This window comes from Mycobacterium sp. UM_CSW (genome assembly GCF_000455205.1).
Classification (GTDB): Bacteria; Actinomycetota; Actinomycetes; order Mycobacteriales; family Mycobacteriaceae; genus Mycobacterium.
The window spans coordinates 58,096-76,194 of sequence record NZ_AUWQ01000012.1; the positions used below are offsets into that span (position 1 = coordinate 58,096).

An 18,099-nucleotide genomic window follows, 5' to 3' on the forward strand; every position below is an offset into this window, starting at 1 on the left:
CGGATGACAAACGACGTAGCGATCATCGGGGTGGGTCTGCACCCCTTCGGCCGCTTCGAGGGCAAGTCGGCCATGCAGATGGGCGCCGACGCGATCTTCGCCGCGGTCGCCGACGCCGGCATCGAATGGAAGGACGTCCAGTTCGCCACCGGCGGCAGCTGGACGGTGGCAAACCCGGACGCCATCGTCGGCATGGTCGGCCTCACCGGCATCCCGTTCACCAACGTGTTCAACGCCTGCGCGACGGCGGCCAGCGCGGTCAAGGCCTGTGCCGACGGGATCCGGTTGGGCGACTATGACATCGGCATCGCCATCGGCCTGGACAAGCACCCGCGTGGGGCGTTCACCGAAGATCCGGCGCTGGTGGGCATGCCGAGGTGGTACGCCGAGAACGGCCAGTACCTGACCACCCAGTTCTTCGGCATGAAGGCGAACCGGTATCTGCACGACCACAACATCTCCCAGCAGACGCTGGCCAAGGTCGCCGCGAAGAATTTCCGCAACGGAGCGTTGAACCCCAACGCGTTTCGCCGCAAGCCGATGTCCGAAGAGAGCATCCTCGATTCGCCCGTCCTGAACTACCCGCTGACCCAATACATGTTCTGCGCGCCCGACGAGGGCGCCGCGGCCGCGGTGATGTGCAGGGCCGACATCGCCCATCGCTACACGTCCAAGCCCGTCTACCTACGGGCGGTGGAGGTGCGCACCCGCCGTTACGGGGCCTACGAGGTCAACACCACGTTCGCGCCGGTCGACGAGGACGTGGCGCCGACCGTGTACGCGGCCCGCACCGCGTTCGAAAAGGCCGGCGTGGCCCCCGCCGATGTCGACGTGATCCAACTGCAGGACACCGATGCGGGCGCCGAAATCATCCACATGGCCGAGTGTGGGTTCTGTGCGCACGGCGATCAGGAGAAGCTACTGGCCGACGGCGCCACCGAGATCGGCGGCCCCATGCCGGTCAACACCGATGGCGGGCTGATCGCCAACGGAGAGCCGATCGGCGCCTCCGGGTTGCGCCAGATTCACGAAATCGTGCGCCAGCTCCGCGGCGAGGCCGGCGATCGTCAGGTCCCCGGCGAGCCCAAGGTCGGGTTCACCCAGCTATACGGCGCCCCCGGCACCGCCGCGGCGACCATTCTGACCACCTGAGCTTCGGGAGCCCGTGTAACTTTCGGCCGGCCCGCTTCGTCGTAGTGGCGAACGGGAGGAGTTCTCATGCAAATCGTCATCTTTGGCGCCAATGGATCGACCGGACGACTTGTGACGCGTCGGGTGCTGGACGCGGGGCACGCGGCCGTGGCGGTGACCCGGCGGCCCGACGAGTTCCCCATTTCCGACGCACGGCTGACGGTCGCGGGCGCGGACGTGCGGCGCGATCAGCTGGCCGGGATCGTCGCCGGCGCCGACGTCGTGTTGTCGACGCTCGGGGTGCCGTTCGCGCGCCGGCCCGTCGACACGTATTCCGTCGGCACCCGCAATATCGTGAACGCGATGCGCGAGGCCGGCGTCCGCCGGCTTGTGGTGGTGAGTTCCACCGGCGCCTACCCCGCGCGCGGACGCCACCACACGCCACTGGCGCTGCGGCTATTCGAGCCGATCATCGCCCGCACCATCGGCAAGACCGTCTACGACGACATCCGCCGGATGGAAACGGTGGTGCGCGAGAGCGGCTTGGACTGGACGGTCGTGCGCCCGTCGGGATTGTTCGATTTGCCTCGTGTGACCAATTATGTTGCGGGAGAGACCGATCCGGTCGGTGCTTTCACGGCTCGCGTCGACCTGGCCGACTACCTCGTCAGGCTCGCCCAAGATCGGACGGCGCCGCGGAAGACCGTTGTCGTCTCGACCACCGAGCACACGCCGACGGTGTGGGAAATGGTTCGACGGGAAGCATTCAAGAAAGACTCGCCGCACGAGGTACCGGCTTAACAAACGCCCTCAATCGGGTTTCCGTCAGGTGCCCGCGCGGCGACGCCAGGGTTAATTTAGACCCACAGGCATAAATCGCACTCCTGTTGTCATCGGGTTTGCTCGTAGGCTAACGCCGAAAAGCCCTGCTCGAACCCGAGGTCAGGAGTTGCGTTGTCTACTACCGAGTTTCCATCCGAAGACGTCCCATTGGCGACGGGCGAGCAGTTCGTGACCATCCAAGCGAGCCCCGAGTTCGCCGAACTTCGCCGCAAACTACGCCGATTCGTGTTCCCGATGACCGCGATCTTCCTCGCCTGGTACGCCGCCTACGTGCTGATGGGCGCCTTCGCGCACGACTTCATGGCGACCAAGGTCTTCGGGAACGTCAACGTCGGACTGCTGATCGGACTGGGCCAATTCCTGACGACATTCATCATCACCGGCCTCTACGTACGGTTCGCCGACCGGGAGCTTGATCCGAGGGCCGCCGCCATCCGCGCGGAAGGCGGGGCGTCATGACGCTGTTTGCCGCCGGACAGCAGACGATCGGGAATCCCGTCGCCAACATCGCGATCTTCGCCGTTTTCGTCCTCATCACCCTGTACGTGGTGATCCGGGCCAGCCAGCGGAACGCCACCGCGACCGAGTTCTTCACCGCCGACCGAGCCTTCTCGGGACCGCAGAACGGCATCGCCATCGCCGGGGACTACCTGTCGGCGGCCAGCTTCCTCGGCATCGCCGGCGCGATCGCGGTCTACGGCTACGACGGGTTCCTGTATTCGATCGGATTCCTGGTGGCCTGGTTGGTGGCCCTGCTCTTGGTCGCCGAACTGATCCGCAACACAGGGAAGTTCACCATGGCGGACGTCCTGAGCTTCCGGCTCCGGCAGCGCCCGGTGCGGCTGGTCGCGGCGATCTCGACGCTGACGGTGTCCCTGTTCTACCTCCTCGCCCAGATGGCCGGCGCGGGGGGGCTGGTTGCCCTGCTGCTGAATGTCAAAGGGCGCCTTGGCGAGTCGATCGTCATCGCGGTCGTCGGTGTCCTGATGATCGTCTACGTCCTGGTCGGTGGGATGAAGGGCACCACGTGGGTGCAGATCATCAAGGCCGTCCTGTTGATCCTCGGTGCGGCGACGATGACGGTGATGGTGCTGGCGAAGTTCGGCTTCAACTTCTCCGACATCCTGGGTTCGGCGCAGTCCGCGGTGTCGCACGCCACCACCAAGGGTGTTTCCAGCCGCAACGTGTTGGCCCCGGGCGCGCAATACGGCGGGTCGACGACGTCGAAGATCAACCTGCTGTCGCTGGGGCTTGCGCTGGTGCTGGGCACCGCGGGCCTGCCCCACGTGTTGATGCGCTTCTACACGGTCCCGACCGCGAAAGAGGCACGCCGGTCGGTGGTCTGGGCGATCGGCCTCATCGGAGCCTTCTATCTGTTCACGCTGGCGCTGGGCTACGGCGCCGCCGCCATCGTCGGGCCCGACCGGATCCTCAAGGCCGCCGGCGGCCAGAACTCGGCGGCGCCGTTGCTCGCGTTCCATCTCGGCGGCGTGGTCCTGCTCGGCGTCATCTCCGCGGTGGCGTTCGCCACGATTCTCGCCGTGGTCGCGGGTCTGACGATCACCGCGTCGACGTCGTTCGCCCACGACATCTACGCCAGCCTGATCAAGCGGCACAAGGTCACCGAGAGCGAACAGGTCCGGGTGTCCCGCATCACCGCCGTGGTGCTCGGTATTTTCGGGATTGCGCTTGGGATCCTGGCCAACGGCCAGAACGTCGCCTTCCTGGTGGCGCTGGCGTTCGCGGTCGCGGCGTCGGCCAACCTGCCGACGATCCTGTATTCGCTTTATTGGCAGCGGTTTAACACCCGCGGTGCGCTGTGGAGCATGTACGGCGGCCTGATCTCGACCATCGTGTTGATCATTTTCTCGCCCGCGGTGTCGGGCGCGAAGACCGCGATGCTCCCCGGTATGGACTTCGCCTGGTTCCCCCTTGCCAACCCCGGAATCGTGTCGATCCCGCTGGCGTTCGTCCTCGGCATCGTGGGGACGCTGTCGTCGTCCGACCGCGGCGACCCGGTGCGCAACGCCGAGATGGAGGTCCGCTCCCTTACCGGCATCGGCGCCGAGAAGGCCGTCGTCACGCACTAGTCGCCCATCAGCCGAGGCTGGGGGTCACACGATCATGTCTTGAGCTGGTCGATGCGGCGGGCCAATCCGGCGCGCGTGCGCACGTCCAGCTTGCGGTAGACCCGGGTGAGGTGGACTTCCACGGTCTTTGGGCTGATGAATAACGCGGCGGCCACCTCGCGGTTGGTCATTCCCGACGCCGCGAGCTCTGCCACTCGTCGTTCACCGGCGGTAAGCAGCTTGGCGGGACCCGTATCGACCTCAGAACGGGCCAGCGCCGCGCGGGCTCGCGCCGCCCACAGGGGCGTGTCCAGTTCGTCGAAGACCGCCAGCGCCGCGCTCACATTGACCGTGGCATCGTCGCGGTGGCGTCGCCGGCGCTGAAGTTGGCCGAGCAGCAGCTGGGTGCGGGCCCGCTCGAACGGCATCGGCAGCCTGTCATGTTCGACCATCGCAGCCTCGGCCGCCGCGGTCGCTGCGGTCACGTCGCCCCCTGCGGCCAACAGCATTGCGCGGCAGCGCGCGCCGACTGACAGCATCCACGCACGATCCATCCGGCGACCGTTGCGCTCGAGCGCGTCGATCGGCGGCTCCGCTTCGTCGTAGCGTCCGAGAGCTATCAACGCCTCAAGAACGTCGGGCAAAAAGGGCGCCTGGACGAGCTCGGTTGTCTGCTGATCCCAATTGACTTGCGACAGCATCGGTTCGGCCGTCCTCACCGCCGCGGCATAGTTGCCGAGGGATACCTCCAGAAAGATCAACGCAGTGAGCGGCCACAACGCAAGAATGTGCGCACCGCAGCGCCGGCTTGCCGATAGGGCCTCCTCGACGTCGGCACGGGCCTCGCCTTCACGGCCGGCATGGGCAGCGAGAGTAGCGCGCATCGTCAGGGCGACGCCCTGCGCAAGGTCGGTGCCGAGCAGCACTGCCCGTGCTGCGGCGTCCTCGGCCAACAGACTGGCATTGCCAACGTTTCCGCGCCACATTTCGATCTGAAACAGGTTGAAGGCCAGGTGGATCAGTTCGTTCTCTTCACCGCGCTCTATGCAGGCTTGTCGCAGGCCTACCATCGCCGCGTAGGCCGTATCCAGCTGTCCGCTCCAACCCAGCAGCAGGGCCTTTTGCATGCTTGGTCGCAGTGCCGCAGGCATGAACGCGTTGTCCTCCAACTCCAACGCGCGTTGCAGGCCGGCTTCGTCGATGCCGTCGCCGTGCCGAAATCGCAAATGTGCCCGCAGGCTCAGTGCCTGGCCGAGCAACTGCGGGTGACCTAGCCGCTCCGCGTTGGTGACGGCGTCATCGACGATGCGCAGGGCGGCGGCTGGATCACCGGTATTCAGCATCGCAAACGAGAGACTGACCAATATCTGCACGCGCAGCGGTAGCTGATCGCCGACCTCACTGAGGGCGCGCTCCAGCAACTCGGCGGCCTCAAGGAAGCTCTCGCCGTACAGGGCGACCACCGCGTGCATGCTCAACGCTTCGGCTCGCTGAGTTCCGGGCGGCAACGCCCCGATGATGTCCTCGAGCAGGGCCCGTGCCCGCGCCGGGTCGCCGGCGTCGAGGTAGTTGCGTGCCAACCGGATTCGGCGCTTAGGGCTGTCTGCGCCGAGCCCGATCGCCAGCTCCAACATTTCGGCCGCGGCCATCGGCGCCCCATGCACGCGGGCACTCCGGGCCGCCGCATCGAGGGCTTGCAGCGTGGCGGGATCGGCAGTCGGGGCGGACAACGCCAGGTGCCTGGCGCGTAACTCAGGTTCGGTGACCAAGGTGGCGAGGCGACGGTGCATGGCGCGGCGCTGCGCTGCGGTGGCGTCGTCGTAACAGCCCTGGGCCAGTAGGGGATGGGTGAACTGCACGCGGTTGCCGGCGATTTCGACGGTGCCCTGTACTTCGGCGGCGTCCAGTAGCGCAACGACGTCGTCCGCGTCGCGGCCGGTCGCGTGCGCGATGTCTTGGATGCTCGGTGCGCCAAGACAGGACACGGCGAGCAGCACCTCACGCACCGCGGGTTCGAGCATCCCGACGCGGTTGCGCACCAACTCCATCAGCGTGGCCGGCATGGACACCCGCGCGCCTGGCGGCTGGTCGAGCACTGTGCGCGCCAGTTCGATGGCGTAGAAGGGGTTTCCGGCCGAGACCTCGTAAACGCGTGAGATCTGGGGGCGTGAGAGCGAGCGGCCTAGCCGCTGCGTCACCGCCGCGTGAAGCGCACCGATGCTCAAGGGGCCCAGCCGAGTCCTGGTCAATTGTGCGGGTGGCGGTGGGGCAAACCACGATGGCGCGCGGTCGCGGTGGCTGTTGGTCCGGAAGGTGGCCAGCATGCCAACTCGTTCGGTTAGCCGTCGTGCGACGAATCCGATGGCTAGGGCGCTGGAGGGATCCAGCCATTGCAGATCGTCGATGGCCACCAGCACCGGTGACTTCTCAGCGAGGATCTGGACGACCGACAGCACCGCGGCGGCAACGGTGCGTTGGTCGGTGGGCTCGGCGTCAGTGCTGGCTCGCAACAAGATTCGATCGAGCGCGAGACGTTGCGGATCCGGCAGTTGCCTCCAGTCCGCCCCGGTGTGGGCCATCAGGTCGGCCAACGACGCGTAGGGCAGCACCGATTCGGTCGCCGCCGCTCGCGCGGCCAAGACCGCGAAGCCGCGTTCTCGGGCTGTGTGCAGCGCCGACAACCACAGGGTGGTCTTGCCGATACCCGCGTCGCCCTCGATCACCAACACAGACGGCCCCCCGCTCGCGGAACTGAGGAAGTCCTCGACTGCCCCGGCCTCAGTCGATCCGCTCTTCCCGCCCGTCACAGGCCGGCCCGCATCAGCCACCGGCGGCGCAGAATGTGCATGACATTGGCGATTCCCGCGTTCCCCTTAGGCGGTCTCCAGCAAATACGTAGCCTAGGGGCTGGTATTTGCCGGCGCAACGAAATCACGCTGCCTGTGGATGTGCCGAATGTGGACTGTGCAGCTACTGGACATCGACTGATAGTCGCGAAGGCTGCCGTCAAACAGCCAGGACGCGCCTACGTACAGATCGGGACTAAGGGAAATGCCGGATGACGCCTTGCGCGTTGGGCGCGCTTTGGCTCAGGTTTTTTGAAGCGGCGGCGAATAATTCGGCTTGCCCAAGCCGAGCGTGTATTGGCCGACCATGTTGCGGAACACCTCGAGCGTGCCGCCGTAGATGCCCACCAAGGGGGCGAACCGGTAGGCGTATTCGGCGCTGCCGTCGTCGGCGGCGCCGTCAGTACCGAACGGCAGGGTCGACGCGGCCCCGAGGATGTCCATCAGGTCCGGCGAGATGTCGCGCATGGTCTGTGCGATCGCGACCCGCCCGTAGATGCTCGGCGACGACAGCGCGATTTCCAACCGGGCCGCGCACCGGCCAAGGCGGTATGCGACGGATTTGTCGTCGATCAGCCGGCGCCCGTCGGGGCCGGGTCGGGTCACGACGGCGGCGGCCTTGTCGACGGCCTCCGACATGAATCCCGCCTGGTGCATCATGATCGAGGTGTCCTGCAGCCCGTCCGGCGCCGCCGCAACGGCGCCGTGCTCGACGTTGAGTGGCTCGCGCAGCACCGTCCAGCCGGCGTTCACGTCACCCAGCCGGTACTTGTCGTCGACGCGGACGTCGCTGTAGTAGACGATGTTGGTGCGGTCGCCGTCCACCGTGCGGATGCCCTGGATGTCGATGCCCGGCGAGTCCAGCGGAACCAGAAACATGGTCAGGCTCTTGTGTTTCGGCGCCTCGGGGGCGGTGTTGGTGATCAGAAACACGTACTGGCAGTTGTGCGCGCCGGTGGTGAACATCTTGGAGCCGTTGATAATCCACGCATCCCCGTCGCGCACGGCGCGGGTCTTGCAGGTGGCGACGTCGGAGCCGCCCTCGGGCTCGGTGTAGCCGAGGCACAGCCGGACCTCGCCGCTGAAGACCTTCGGCAGCACCTCGTCACGAAGTTCGGCCCTACCGAACTTCGCCACCGAGCGCGCCACCATCGCGGTGGTGCCCCACGTCACCCACGGCACGTGCACCCGCCGCTTCTCCAGCTCCCAGATGCGCCGCCGCACCCGGCTGAACCCACCCTCGGATTCCGGCTTCCACTCGGCCTCCAAATAGCCTGCCGCGCCGAACTTCAGGTGCAGGCCCTCGTCGAAGTTGTCGCCAGTCTCGCGGTCGCGGCGCCGCACCTCTTCTGTCATGTGGGTGCTCAGGAAGTTCCGCGCTTCCTCACGGAAGGCCCGATCTTCCTCGGACAGCTCGACTCGGGAGAAGTCCATCGTTGTTCGCTCCTGTCTTGAGCCGATCTAGGCGGGCTGTGGTGCGCTCTCGCGGGCCGTCACGATCTCGGCGACGCGCAGGGCGGTAGCGCCGGGATCGCCGCCGGCCAGCGGCCATCCCCGGGCGCGCACCAGATACGCCGTGGCCGCGGCTTCGGAGGAAACCCCAAGGCCGCCTTGGATGTGCACCGCCATCGTCGCCGCCTTGGCGGCCTCCTCGGCCATGAAGACGAACGCCGACGGCGCCAGCTCGGGCCGCTCGTCGGGTTCGTTGTCCAGGAACCAGGCGGCCCGGCGGGCGAGGTTGCGGCCACCCTGAACGGTGATGGCCATGTTCGCGAGCGGGTGCGAGATGGCTTGCAGCGTCGAGATCGGCACACCGAGCGTGTAACGGGTCTTGGCGAATTCCGCGGCGATGGTCATCGTCTCCTCGACGAGGCCCACCAACGCCGCCGCGGTCAACAGCCGCCATTCATCGAGGGCGCGTTGGTAATTCGCCACCGCGTCCGGGCCCTCGCCGATGACGGTGCGGGTGTCCGCGGCGGCCGGGTCCACCCAGGCCATCGGCAACCGGCCGATGTTGTCGACCTTGGTCGGCCGGGTGCCGAACGTCAGCCGCACCACCTGGTCGCCCTCACGCACGACGATGTGGTCGGCGATCGAGCCCGTCGGAATCAGCCGGGCGCCCGGCGGACCGTCGAGGCGGGCATCGAGCCCCGCGAGCTGTTCACCATCGGCCACTCCGGCGGTGTCGGAGTTCAGCCCGCCCAGCCGCCCGAGCAGTCGCGCCGCACACACGTGGTCGATCCACGGGACGGGCGCCAGCGAGCGGCCGATCTCCTCGGCGACCAGGGTGAGATCGACCAGCGTCGCACCGTCGCCACCACAGGACTCCGGCAGTGCCATCGTGGTCGCGCCCATGGCGCACAGCCGTTCCCACAGGTTCTTGTCGAACCCGGACGGTTCCGCGGCGCGCACCGTTTCGATGGAGCACTGGGTCTTGAAGAACTGCTTGTACGCATTCTGCAGAGCCACGTGGTCCTCGGACAGGCTGTAATCGAGTCTGCGCAGTTCGAAGCGGTCCATGTCAACGTTCCTTCCCAAAGAAAAACTCCTGCGCGTTGTTGTAGAGGTAGTTGTCGAGCACCTCGGGGGGCAGGTCGAGCGCGCGGGCTTCCGGTAAAACCCGGCGCATGCGCAGCACCGGCCAGTCCGACGCGTAGATCACCTTGTTCGGGCCGCGGGTCCGCATGTAGTGCAGCAGCGATTCCGGCAGCCGCTTGGGAGACCACGCCGATGTCATCAGGCGCAGGTTGGCGTACTTGAGCAGCAACCGTATCGCGACGTCCCACCACGGGTCGGCGCCGTGGATCATGCACAGCTTCAGCTCGGGAAAACGCACGCACACCCGGTCCAGGTGCATGGGATGTTGGACCTCTCCCGGGATCGGTGGGCCCGGGATGCCGGTGTTGATGCACAGCGGGAGGTCCAGCTCCGCGCATTTCGCGTACAGCGGGTAGTAGACGGCGTCGCTGGGCGGATACTGCCCGTCGCCCCAAAAGCTCGGTCCTACAACCGCATACGCCACCGGCAGATCGCTCACGACGGCGGTCAGCTCGCGCAGGGACCGGACCGGCCGCAGCAGGTTCGCCCCACCCATCGCCAGGGCGAACCGGTCTGGCTTGGCTTCGATGAACTTGCGCGCCGTGGTGGACGGGCTGGCCAGCGAATCCATCAGGATCGCCCGCTGCACTCCCTGTTCGTCCATCTCGTCGAGCAGCTCGGACAGGTCGACGGGCGCGAACATCGACTCCGGCCCCTTGAAGTAGTCGTCTCGGACCTTGAGCATCCAGGTGGGTTGGGAGTCCGCCTCACCAAAGTGCACGTTGACGAGGCAGTCAATCGCCTTGGTGTTCATGACACCTTCTCTTCAGCTTGCTCTCGGGCCCACCGGTAGTTGGGCTTGCCATTGCCCAAACGCTGAATCTGCTCGACGAAGATGAACGCCTTGGGCGCCTTGAAATGTGCCAGTTGCGCCGTGCAGAAGGTATAGAGAGCACGCCCGTCGGCGCTCAGGTCGGCGCCCGGGTGTTGCGCGACGAGCGCGACGACTTCCTGGCCCCACCGCTCGCTGGGTCGTCCCACCACGAGGGCGTCGGCGATGCCCGGATGTGCGCGCAGCACTTCCTCGACCTCTTCGACGAAGACCTTTTCGCCGCCGGTGTTGATCACCAGCGAGTCACGACCGAAAAGGCGTATGGTGCCGTCCTTTTCGATGGATGCGCGGTCGCCCGGTATCACCACCTGCCGGCCCTCGATCCGGGGGAAGGTGCGCCGGGTGGCCTCAGCGTCGTCGAAGTAGCCCAGCGGAATCCGCCCCGTCCTGGCGGCCCACCCGATCTCGTTGTCACCGGGACGCAGAAACCTGGTGCGATCGGCGGAGACGACGGTGGCGCCTTCCCGGGGTGCGAAGGTCTCGCTCGCGGTGCCGTTGTGGCTATGACCGAAGGCCATGTTGCCGCTCTCCGAGGATCCGTAGCCTTCGATGATGGTGATGTGCGGAATGCATTCCATCAGCGCGCGTTTGTATTTCGCGTTGGTGGCGGCCCCGCCGGTGCCGATGGCGTTCAGCGCGGACAAGTCGTAGCGGTGGGCGCGCAGTTCGGCGATCAGCGGCCCGGCGTACGCGTCGCCGACCATCGTCATCATGCCTACCTTTTCGCGCTCGGCGGTTTCCCACACGGACCGGACGTCGAGCTTATTGCGGTCGTCATAGAGCACGACCGTCAGGCCCGCACACAGCGCGGCGAACGCGGTCCACATGCCGGCAGCGTGCATCAGCGGCGAGACGGCGAACCATGGCGGCCCGCCGCCGCGCACCTTGTCATGAATCTCGGTGACGCTCGCGTGGTCGGCCCCCACCATCGACGACACGTACATGTCGCTTTGGCGCCACAGGACGCCCTTGGGGCGTCCGGTCGTTCCGCCGGTACACATCATGATCAGGTCGTCGGGCGACCCAGCGGGGCGAAAGCCGGTGGCGCCGGCCGCCAGCGCGTCGTCCAGCGACACGGCACCCGGCAATTCCGGGGCGCCGCTGCCGTCGTCGATGGACACCAGCAGCTCCGTCCCCTCCGGGGGAAGCACGTCGGCGAACCGCGCGCCGAGGGCGCGGTGATAGATGATCGCCCTGGGACGGACATAGGCCAGCAGGTCGGCGATTTCGCGCGGCGAGTAGTGGTGGTTCACGTTGACCGGGACGGTGCGCGCCTTGAGGCATCCGATCACCATGTCGGGGTACAGGTCGTTGTACATGATGAGCGCGACCCGGTCCTGGCCGCATTCCCACGGCTCGAGCGTCTCGCGCTCGGCGTAGGCCCCGAATCCCTTGCCGCTGAGGTAATTCGCCAGATCATCGGTGCGCCGGGCGGATTCGGCAAACGTGCTGCGGCGGTCTCCGCAGACGGTCATCAAACGGTCGGGGATGACGTCGGCGATGGCGTCAAGAACCGCGCCTACGGTCCATTCGCTCACTAGCGTAACCAGCCTCGAATAATCAAGCGGGCGATCCGACCTGGACACCGAGGAGATCTAGAGCGTTGTCCCGCATGATTTTCCGAATATCCGAGTCGCTGAATCCGACGAGCTCTTCGGCGAACGATAGCGGCGACTCGAGGCCTTCACCGTGCGGCCAGTCGGAGCCGAACAGGATTTTGTCGACGCCGATGGCCTTGGCCAGCTCCGTCAGGTCGTCCTCGTAGTACGGCGCGATCCACACGTTGTTGCGCAGCTGCTCCACCGGATCCTCGGGAAAATGCCGCGGATAGTTGTTGGCCGCCTTCTTCAGGCGCTTGACCAGCCGGTGCACGAAGTAGGAGCCGTTCTCGATGCTGACCGCCCTGAGTTTGGGGTGTCGGGTGAACACGCCGTGCACGATCATCGACGCCATCGTGTCGTGGATGGCGCGGTCGTCCAGGAGCACCGTGTCCAGTGGATCCTTTTCACCAAACCCCTCGAAGGTCGCCTTGCCTCCCCAAGCCGCCGCGATGTGCAGGTAACCGCTGTCGCTGAGGTGGAATCCGACCGGAACCCCCGCCTCGGCCAGCCGGGCCCACACCGGGTCGTGGCTGCGATCGCCCAGCGACCTCGGCTTGACGACGCCGGGCACCGGCGCCGGCCGCACCAGGACCAGCTTGGCGCCGCGCGCCAACACGAACTCCAGCTCGTCGACGGCGCCGGCCGGGTCGGCCAGCGAGATGATCGGCGCGGCGATGATGCGGTGGTCGGGCCGGTCGAAACCCCAATCCTCGTCGAGCCAGAGGTTGAACGCGTGCACCGACGCCATCGTCGCGTCGATGTCTCCCTTGAGCGCCTCTTCCACGCCGCAGCCGAACGTCGGCAGCATGAAAACCGTTTCGATGTCCTGGGTGTCCATCACGGCAACGCGCGCTTCGCGGTTCTGGTACTCGGGGTGTTCGGCGAGCCGCTCGACCTTCATCAGAGACGCCGGGTCGACGCCTTCCGGAATCTCACCACGGAACAACAGGTCGAGGCAGCCCGGCACGATGATCGGATCGAAGGTGGGATTGGGAACGAAATGGTTGACGCGGCCGCCGATTACGGCCAGAGTGCGCTTTCCCTGAGTGACCATCTGCACGCCGCGGGTCTTGAATGCCTTGTCCAAGTGACGGGTAAAGGCATCCAGCGGCTCGTAATAGTGATTGTCGACGTCGATCGCCTTGTAATCCAAGTGGGCCATGATCATCCTTTCCCGGTACCACCGGCGAAAATCAAGCGTCGGTTGAGGTGAGCTTCCCCAACAAGGGCGGGAATCGCGGCGACCGCTTCTCGAGGAAGCTGGTGATGCCCTCGATAACGTCCGGACGCGGCATCGCCTCGTGCAGCAGGACCTCGGCGCGCGACGTGGCGTCGACGACGTCGCGAGTGGCGTCGCCGTATACCTGCCGTTTGATCACCGCCATCGAAGCCGGCGAGCAATTCCGTGCGATGTCCTCCGCGTATTCCAGGGCGCGGCTCAGCAGATGTTCGGGCGCGACGACTTCTTTGACGAGCCCGAGCGCGGCCGCCTCCTCGGCGAGGAAGGTGCGCCCGCTCAACAACAGGTCGAGGGCGACGCCCCAGGTCGTCAGGCGCGGAAGTATCCAGGAGATGCCGAATTCGGCGATCAGGCCGCGGCGCGCGAACACCGCACCGAACTTAGCGCCCGCGGCCGCGAACCGGACGTCGCACATGAGTGCCTGCGTCAGGCCGATGCCGACGCAGGCTCCGTTGACGGCCGCGATGACGGGCTTGCGCAGTGTGGTCACGAAATGGGGTGGGCGCTCGCCGACCAGCTCGGCCAGGTCGGTCTGAGCCGCCTTCTCCATCTTCTCGCCGTAGCTGGGCGCCGAACTCGGCGCGCCCAGATACGCGCCGGCGCAGAATCCCTTGCCCCGGCCGGTCACCACGATCACCCGGACGTCCGGATCCTGTTCGGCTCGGTCGATCCCGGCATAGAAGCCGGCGGCGATGTCCGGGCCCCAGGCGTTCAGGCGATCCGGGCGGTTGAAGGTCAGGATCGCGACGCCGCTCGCCGTCGCCTCGTAGAGCACCGCGTCTTCGGAGGCACCGTCGCTGCCGGACATCTGCCGCGGCACCTCCTCACGCTTGCCTACCGGATCCCCACCGACTTTGTACGCATACTGTATACCTATCGGTAGCGCATTCCACAACTGCCTCCCCGGCCGGCGGCAGCCCGGTCCAGCAGCGATTTTGCCGATGCTGAACCGCTAACCGCGCGATGGTCGAAGGTGCTTGGCGGTCTTCGGTTTCCGGTCATCCGGCTGTCGCCTAACGGGGCGCCCGTCGCCCGGTGATGAGCTTGACGATCGCCAGCAAGAGCACCGCGCCGAGCAGACACGTGAGGAACGAGAAGAACAGGCCTCCCCCGGCGACGTCCACGCCGAAGCCGCGCAGCAGGAACCCCCCGATCAAGCCGCCCACGACGCCGACCACGATATTGAGGATCAGCCCCATCTGGGCGTCGGTCCCCATGATTTTGCTGCCGACCCAACCGGCCAGTCCCCCGATGACTATCCAGCCGACCACACCGAGAGTGAGCATTCCGCAATCCCTTCGGTAGGCGAGTAGCCATCACCCTATGCCGCTTGCGGGCGTTTGAAACGGCGATCTGGCGGGTTATCGACGATTGGTGAAGACACTGTTGAGAGCGCTCGTTCATCGCCTCCGCCAAGCCCGCGGAGTTTTGCTGCGGGCCCAGTTGGCGCTGACGGGCGCCCAGATCCTGTTCTGGGTGGCGCTGATCGGCGCTCCGGTCGGTCTCGCGCTGCGGGCCCGACAGCGCCGGATGCGACGTGAGTTGCCGCGGACGGGCGATGCGGTCGTACCGCCGCCCGTCAACTGATGTTGTGGCGTGTGCCACGTTGCGATCACGTTTGCGCTGACGGGGCAACCGGGAAGGCTCCAGGTAAGCCATCCATCAACGGGAGGGATATGCAATGGTCGACAGCAAGAGCGGTCCCATCGAGCTGGTCCGGGGCGTCATCGAGGACGTTTTCGGTAAGGCGAAGGAATTCATCGGCACGATCCTCGGCCGGGATGACCTGATCAACGAGGGTGAGGCCCAGCAGGACAAGGCCGAAGCGCAGCGCAACGCGGGGAAGAAGGAAGCCGCGGCCGAGAAGGCTCGCGCGAAGGCCAAGGCCGCCGAAGCGCGCGAGCGCGCTGAACAGAACTAAATAGCGCGTCGAGGGAGCGGGCCCGGTTACCGACCGGGCCCGTTTCTCGTCGTAACCGGTTGCGGCGTAATGGTGAGGCGGCTATGCCGCGATGAGCCCCAGCCGCCGGTAGGCGTTTTCGATCTGGGCCTTCGCCTCGCTCGGCAACTGCGCCTGTGGGGGACGGGAGTGGGGATAGTCGCCTATCGGTAGACCCAGCAGTGCGGCGGCGTACTTGAACGCACCACCCCAGTGGGTGAAGTAATCCGACCGGCCCGGGTAGCAGGTCCACCACGAGCCCACGTCGAGGTCGAACTGGTCCATCCCGGACTCTCGCCCGTAGTCCATCGCCTCGAGGAGCTTGTCGCTGCACACCAGATCCCAATACTCGGAAAACAGTCGCCGCTGCGGGGTCTCGAACAGGTAACCGGCCGTGCCCAATTGCGCCGGACAGACGATGCCGGCCCGCAGCCACCCCGCGCGGTACACGGTCCGGTCGCATTCCCAGACCGTCAGGCCGGGCGCCAACTCGTGCAGCCGCCGGCTCGCCTCCGGCCGGAACGCGCCCTCCTTGGTGGCGCATACGGCGGGCACCTCGTCGTAGATGCGCGCGCTTTCGGCCGGAGTCAGCACGTAGCCGGAGGACGGGGAGTTGAACATGCCCAACGCGATATCGGTGCGTGCGGCAACATACTTGAAGAACCTCAGTACGCCCTCGCCGCCGTGGGCCTCCATCATCGGCGTTTGGATGTAGGCGATGTCGGCACCCACCTCTTGAGCGTGCCGTGTCAGCTCCAGACAGTCCTTCGCCGACATCGCCGCGGTGCAGGCCTGGATGACGACGTGGGGGTTGAGGCCGCGCGCCTCCTCGATCGCCACCTCCAGCAATCGCTTGCGCTCATCGAGGGTCAGTGACCAAAACTCCGCGATCCCGCTGGTGCACCACAACATCGGGTGCCCCAGGTCGCCGACGCAGTAGCGGACCAACGTCCGGTAGGCGTCCCAGTCGATGTCGTCACCGTCGGTGCCACAGAACGGCGTGTAGAGGGAGTCGCCGATTCCTCGCAACGCCCCTCGCGCCCAAACACGCGCCTCGCCAGCCGTCGCCATCGTCCACTCCTTCTGTCGGCCAAACGATTTGGAGTCAGGTGAAGTCCGATCCACCGTCGACGTTGATGTTCGCTCCGGTCATGTACGAGTTGCGCCGCGACGCCAGGAACGCGGCGACGGGGCCGATCTCCTCCGGTAGGCCCGCCCGGGGCATTTGCGCCGGATGCCCGAAATGCTCGGCGATGGCGTCCATCAGCGCATAGGGGTCGGTGCCGTCGACGCCGACGGACTTCGCCCAGCCGACCAGCGACTCGGAGGCGATGCTGCCCGGCGACACCACATTGACCAGGATCTCGTCCTTGGCCAACAGCAGCGAGAGGTTCTTCGAGACGCTTGTCAACATCGACTTGGCCGCCGTGTAGGCCGGCAGCATGACGCTTTGCCGCTGGGTCGAGTGCGCCGAGAAGTTGACGATCCGCGCCCATTGGGCCTTGCGCAGCAGCGGAAGTGCCGAACGAACACAGCGCACCATGCCCATGACGCCCTCTTCGACGGCCTGGTGCCACTGCTCGTCGCTAAGAGCCTCGAAACTGCCTGGCGCGCCGGGCCCCACGGTGTTGATCAGCACGTTGAGCTCGCCGTCCCACCGCTCGGCGAGTTCGGCGAAGACCTTGTCGACGGCGCCGGCGTCAGTGATGTCGGCGTCGAGCCCGAGCGCATCCGGGCTGCCGCGACCGGTCAAGTCCGTCACCGCGGAATCGAGAGCCGCACGGCTGCGGCCGACCAGCGCCACCCGGGCACCGTCGTCGGCCAGGCAACGAGCCGTGGCCAGACCCATGCCGCGACTGCCTCCGACCACCACCGCGGTGGCATTCGCCAGCCCTAGATCCATGTGTCCAGCCGTTTTACCAAAAAGCCTACGATAGGTATTACAGTAGCAGACGGAAAACTCGACGACACGCCCGCGTATACGCAGGTCAGAGAGGAACCGCCGGTAGATTCCACCTTACCGGTGGCACGGCTAGATCGTGATGGAGGTGCCCGTAGTGGCAAAGCAGGCAACCGCTGATAAGCGTCAACGGCGCGAGCGCGGGTCCATCAATCCCGACGACATCATCAGCGGCGCATTCGAACTCGCGGAGCAAGTGTCGATAGACAACCTGAGCATGCCACTGCTCGGCAAACATCTCGGCGTGGGCGTCACCAGCATCTACTGGTACTTCCGCAAGAAGGACGACCTGCTCAACGCGATGACCGACCGCGCGCTCAGCAAGTACGTGTTCGCCACCCCCTACGTCGAGGCCAGCGACTGGCGCGAGACGCTGCGCAACCATGCCCGCCTGATGCGTAAGACGTTCATGGGCAATCCAATTCTGTGCGACCTGATTCTGATTCGCGCCGCCCTCAGTCCGAAGGCCGCGCGGTTGGGCGCCCAGGAGATGGAGCGCGCGATAGCCAACCTGGTCGAGGCCGGCCTGTCACCCGAGGATGCCTTCGACACCTACTCCGCCGTTTCGGTTCACGTCCGCGGTTCGGTGGTGCTGCATCGGCTGTACGAGAAGAACCAGACCCCGGACAGCGGGCCGCGCGCCATCGAGGACGCCGTGGCCATCGATCCCGCCACCACGCCGCTTATCGCACAGGTGACCGGGCAGGGACACCGCATCGGGGCGCCCGACGAAACGAATTTCGAATTCGGCCTGGACTGCATCCTCGACCACGCGGCCAGCCTGATCGAAAAGGGCGGTAAAGGCGGCAAGTCCGCGCCGTCGGGGCAACGCAAGGCGACCAAGTCGCCCGCCCAGCGCGGGCGGAGCAAGGCGACCGCGACGCGGTAACTGCCCGCCAAGTCACACCGGCCACACGCGTCGCCAGCGGAGGGGGAATGCCTTGTGCCCGCCTCATAGCGACAAGTCGATCAGCTGCAAACGATGCGCCCGCGTTGTCGCTCGGAGGCGGGCAAACTGTCGATCCCTCTTGTGCTGAATC

Annotated in this window: 17 protein-coding genes; 7 read left to right on the forward strand and 10 right to left on the reverse strand. The window is 66.3% G+C overall.

Annotation, left to right across the window (positions count from 1 at the left end; translation table 11 throughout):
• Window positions 1-3 precede the first annotated feature (3 nt).
• The 4 genes from N415_RS32530 to N415_RS05125 all read left to right on the forward strand — a co-directional run bounded on the left by N415_RS32530 (window position 4) and on the right by N415_RS05125 (window position 4,064).
• Window positions 4-1,152, forward strand: a complete 1,149-nt coding sequence (locus N415_RS32530; RefSeq protein WP_068178132.1) for a thiolase family protein — start codon at window positions 4-6, stop codon at window positions 1,150-1,152.
• 66 nt (window positions 1,153-1,218) lie between these two features.
• Window positions 1,219-1,932 carry an NAD(P)H-binding protein gene (locus N415_RS05115; protein ID WP_068177851.1) on the forward strand — a complete coding sequence of 238 codons (714 nt, stop codon included), beginning with the start codon at window positions 1,219-1,221 and terminating at the stop codon, window positions 1,930-1,932.
• A 153-nt stretch (window positions 1,933-2,085) separates the two neighbouring features.
• Entirely contained in the window at window positions 2,086-2,433 is a 348-nt protein-coding gene (locus N415_RS05120) for a DUF485 domain-containing protein (protein WP_068177854.1), read from the forward strand.
• Entirely contained in the window at window positions 2,430-4,064 is a 1,635-nt protein-coding gene (locus tag N415_RS05125) for a cation acetate symporter (RefSeq protein ID WP_068177856.1), read from the forward strand. The genes N415_RS05120 and N415_RS05125 overlap by 4 nt, the downstream gene beginning before the upstream one ends.
• Before the next feature lie 32 nt (window positions 4,065-4,096).
• Here the strand turns inward: N415_RS05125 and N415_RS05130 are convergent, their stop codons facing one another.
• From N415_RS05130 to N415_RS05165, 8 genes are all read right to left on the reverse strand, one after another.
• Window positions 4,097-6,871 (reverse strand): LuxR C-terminal-related transcriptional regulator, encoded by a 2,775-nt coding sequence (locus N415_RS05130; RefSeq protein WP_343203452.1) that lies wholly within the window; start codon window positions 6,869-6,871, stop codon window positions 4,097-4,099.
• A 261-nt stretch (window positions 6,872-7,132) separates the two neighbouring features.
• A complete protein-coding gene (locus N415_RS05135) occupies window positions 7,133-8,323 on the reverse strand; it encodes an acyl-CoA dehydrogenase family protein (protein ID WP_068177860.1) in 1,191 nt (396 codons plus the stop codon).
• Between the two features lie 27 nt (window positions 8,324-8,350).
• A complete protein-coding gene (locus tag N415_RS05140; RefSeq protein WP_068177862.1) occupies window positions 8,351-9,409 on the reverse strand; it encodes an acyl-CoA dehydrogenase family protein in 1,059 nt (352 codons plus the stop codon).
• A gap of 1 nt (window position 9,410) precedes the next feature.
• Window positions 9,411-10,241 (reverse strand): amidohydrolase family protein, encoded by an 831-nt coding sequence (locus tag N415_RS05145; protein ID WP_068110011.1) that lies wholly within the window; start codon window positions 10,239-10,241, stop codon window positions 9,411-9,413.
• A complete protein-coding gene (locus N415_RS05150) occupies window positions 10,238-11,857 on the reverse strand; it encodes an acyl-CoA synthetase (protein ID WP_068177864.1) in 1,620 nt (539 codons plus the stop codon). Before N415_RS05150 ends, N415_RS05145 begins: the two co-directional genes overlap by 4 nt.
• Window positions 11,858-11,879: 22 nt before the next feature.
• Window positions 11,880-13,082: an amidohydrolase family protein gene (locus N415_RS05155; RefSeq protein WP_068178135.1), complete on the reverse strand. Its 1,203-nt coding sequence runs from the start codon at window positions 13,080-13,082 to the stop codon at window positions 11,880-11,882.
• 31 nt (window positions 13,083-13,113) lie between these two features.
• Window positions 13,114-13,968, reverse strand: a complete 855-nt coding sequence (locus N415_RS05160) for an enoyl-CoA hydratase (RefSeq protein ID WP_068178137.1) — start codon at window positions 13,966-13,968, stop codon at window positions 13,114-13,116.
• Window positions 13,969-14,173: 205 nt separating this feature from the next.
• The gene (locus N415_RS05165; protein ID WP_068177866.1) at window positions 14,174-14,446 is read right to left on the reverse strand and encodes a GlsB/YeaQ/YmgE family stress response membrane protein; all 273 of its coding nucleotides are present in this window, start codon (window positions 14,444-14,446) and stop codon (window positions 14,174-14,176) included.
• Window positions 14,447-14,534: 88 nt separating this feature from the next.
• On the opposite strand from N415_RS05165, the gene N415_RS31305 reads away from it, so the two are divergent.
• Together N415_RS31305 and N415_RS05170 are read left to right on the forward strand one after the other, a co-directional pair.
• The gene (locus N415_RS31305) at window positions 14,535-14,747 is read left to right on the forward strand and encodes a hypothetical protein (RefSeq protein WP_152531249.1); all 213 of its coding nucleotides are present in this window, start codon (window positions 14,535-14,537) and stop codon (window positions 14,745-14,747) included.
• Window positions 14,748-14,841: 94 nt separating this feature from the next.
• Window positions 14,842-15,081, forward strand: coding sequence for a CsbD family protein (locus N415_RS05170; RefSeq protein ID WP_068133550.1), 240 nt, complete (start codon window positions 14,842-14,844; stop codon window positions 15,079-15,081).
• Window positions 15,082-15,162: 81 nt separating this feature from the next.
• Here N415_RS05170 and N415_RS05175 read toward each other — a convergent pair whose 3' ends face one another.
• Both N415_RS05175 and N415_RS05180 read right to left on the reverse strand, forming a co-directional pair.
• Window positions 15,163-16,170 carry a dihydrodipicolinate synthase family protein gene (locus tag N415_RS05175; protein ID WP_068177868.1) on the reverse strand — a complete coding sequence of 336 codons (1,008 nt, stop codon included), beginning with the start codon at window positions 16,168-16,170 and terminating at the stop codon, window positions 15,163-15,165.
• Between the two features lie 34 nt (window positions 16,171-16,204).
• Window positions 16,205-17,002, reverse strand: coding sequence for an SDR family oxidoreductase (locus N415_RS05180; RefSeq protein ID WP_068177869.1), 798 nt, complete (start codon window positions 17,000-17,002; stop codon window positions 16,205-16,207).
• A 139-nt stretch (window positions 17,003-17,141) separates the two neighbouring features.
• Between N415_RS05180 and N415_RS05185 the strand changes: the two genes are divergently transcribed.
• Complete coding sequence (locus N415_RS05185; RefSeq protein ID WP_068177871.1) at window positions 17,142-17,948, forward strand: TetR/AcrR family transcriptional regulator; 807 nt, start codon at window positions 17,142-17,144, stop codon at window positions 17,946-17,948.
• Window positions 17,949-18,099 lie beyond the last annotated feature (151 nt).

Excerpts from the sequence above, each read along its gene's own strand:
- N415_RS05115 (WP_068177851.1), top strand. The coding sequence starts at position 1,219 with ATGCAAATCGTCATCTTTGGCGCCAATGGATCGACCGGACGACTTGTG.
- N415_RS05185 (WP_068177871.1), top strand. The coding sequence starts at position 17,142 with ATGGAGGTGCCCGTAGTGGCAAAGCAGGCAACCGCTGATAAGCGTCAA.
- N415_RS05145 (WP_068110011.1), bottom strand. The coding sequence starts at position 10,241 with ATGAACACCAAGGCGATTGACTGCCTCGTCAACGTGCACTTTGGTGAG.
- N415_RS05135 (WP_068177860.1), bottom strand. The coding sequence starts at position 8,323 with ATGGACTTCTCCCGAGTCGAGCTGTCCGAGGAAGATCGGGCCTTCCGT.
- N415_RS05155 (WP_068178135.1), bottom strand. The coding sequence starts at position 13,082 with ATGGCCCACTTGGATTACAAGGCGATCGACGTCGACAATCACTATTAC.
- N415_RS05175 (WP_068177868.1), bottom strand. The coding sequence starts at position 16,170 with ATGGCGACGGCTGGCGAGGCGCGTGTTTGGGCGCGAGGGGCGTTGCGA.
- N415_RS05125 (WP_068177856.1), top strand. The coding sequence starts at position 2,430 with ATGACGCTGTTTGCCGCCGGACAGCAGACGATCGGGAATCCCGTCGCC.
- N415_RS05170 (WP_068133550.1), top strand. The coding sequence starts at position 14,842 with ATGGTCGACAGCAAGAGCGGTCCCATCGAGCTGGTCCGGGGCGTCATC.
- N415_RS05165 (WP_068177866.1), bottom strand. The coding sequence starts at position 14,446 with ATGCTCACTCTCGGTGTGGTCGGCTGGATAGTCATCGGGGGACTGGCC.
- N415_RS05140 (WP_068177862.1), bottom strand. The coding sequence starts at position 9,409 with ATGGACCGCTTCGAACTGCGCAGACTCGATTACAGCCTGTCCGAGGAC.
- N415_RS05160 (WP_068178137.1), bottom strand. The coding sequence starts at position 13,968 with ATGTCCGGCAGCGACGGTGCCTCCGAAGACGCGGTGCTCTACGAGGCG.
- N415_RS05180 (WP_068177869.1), bottom strand. The coding sequence starts at position 17,002 with ATGGATCTAGGGCTGGCGAATGCCACCGCGGTGGTGGTCGGAGGCAGT.
- N415_RS32530 (WP_068178132.1), top strand. The coding sequence starts at position 4 with ATGACAAACGACGTAGCGATCATCGGGGTGGGTCTGCACCCCTTCGGC.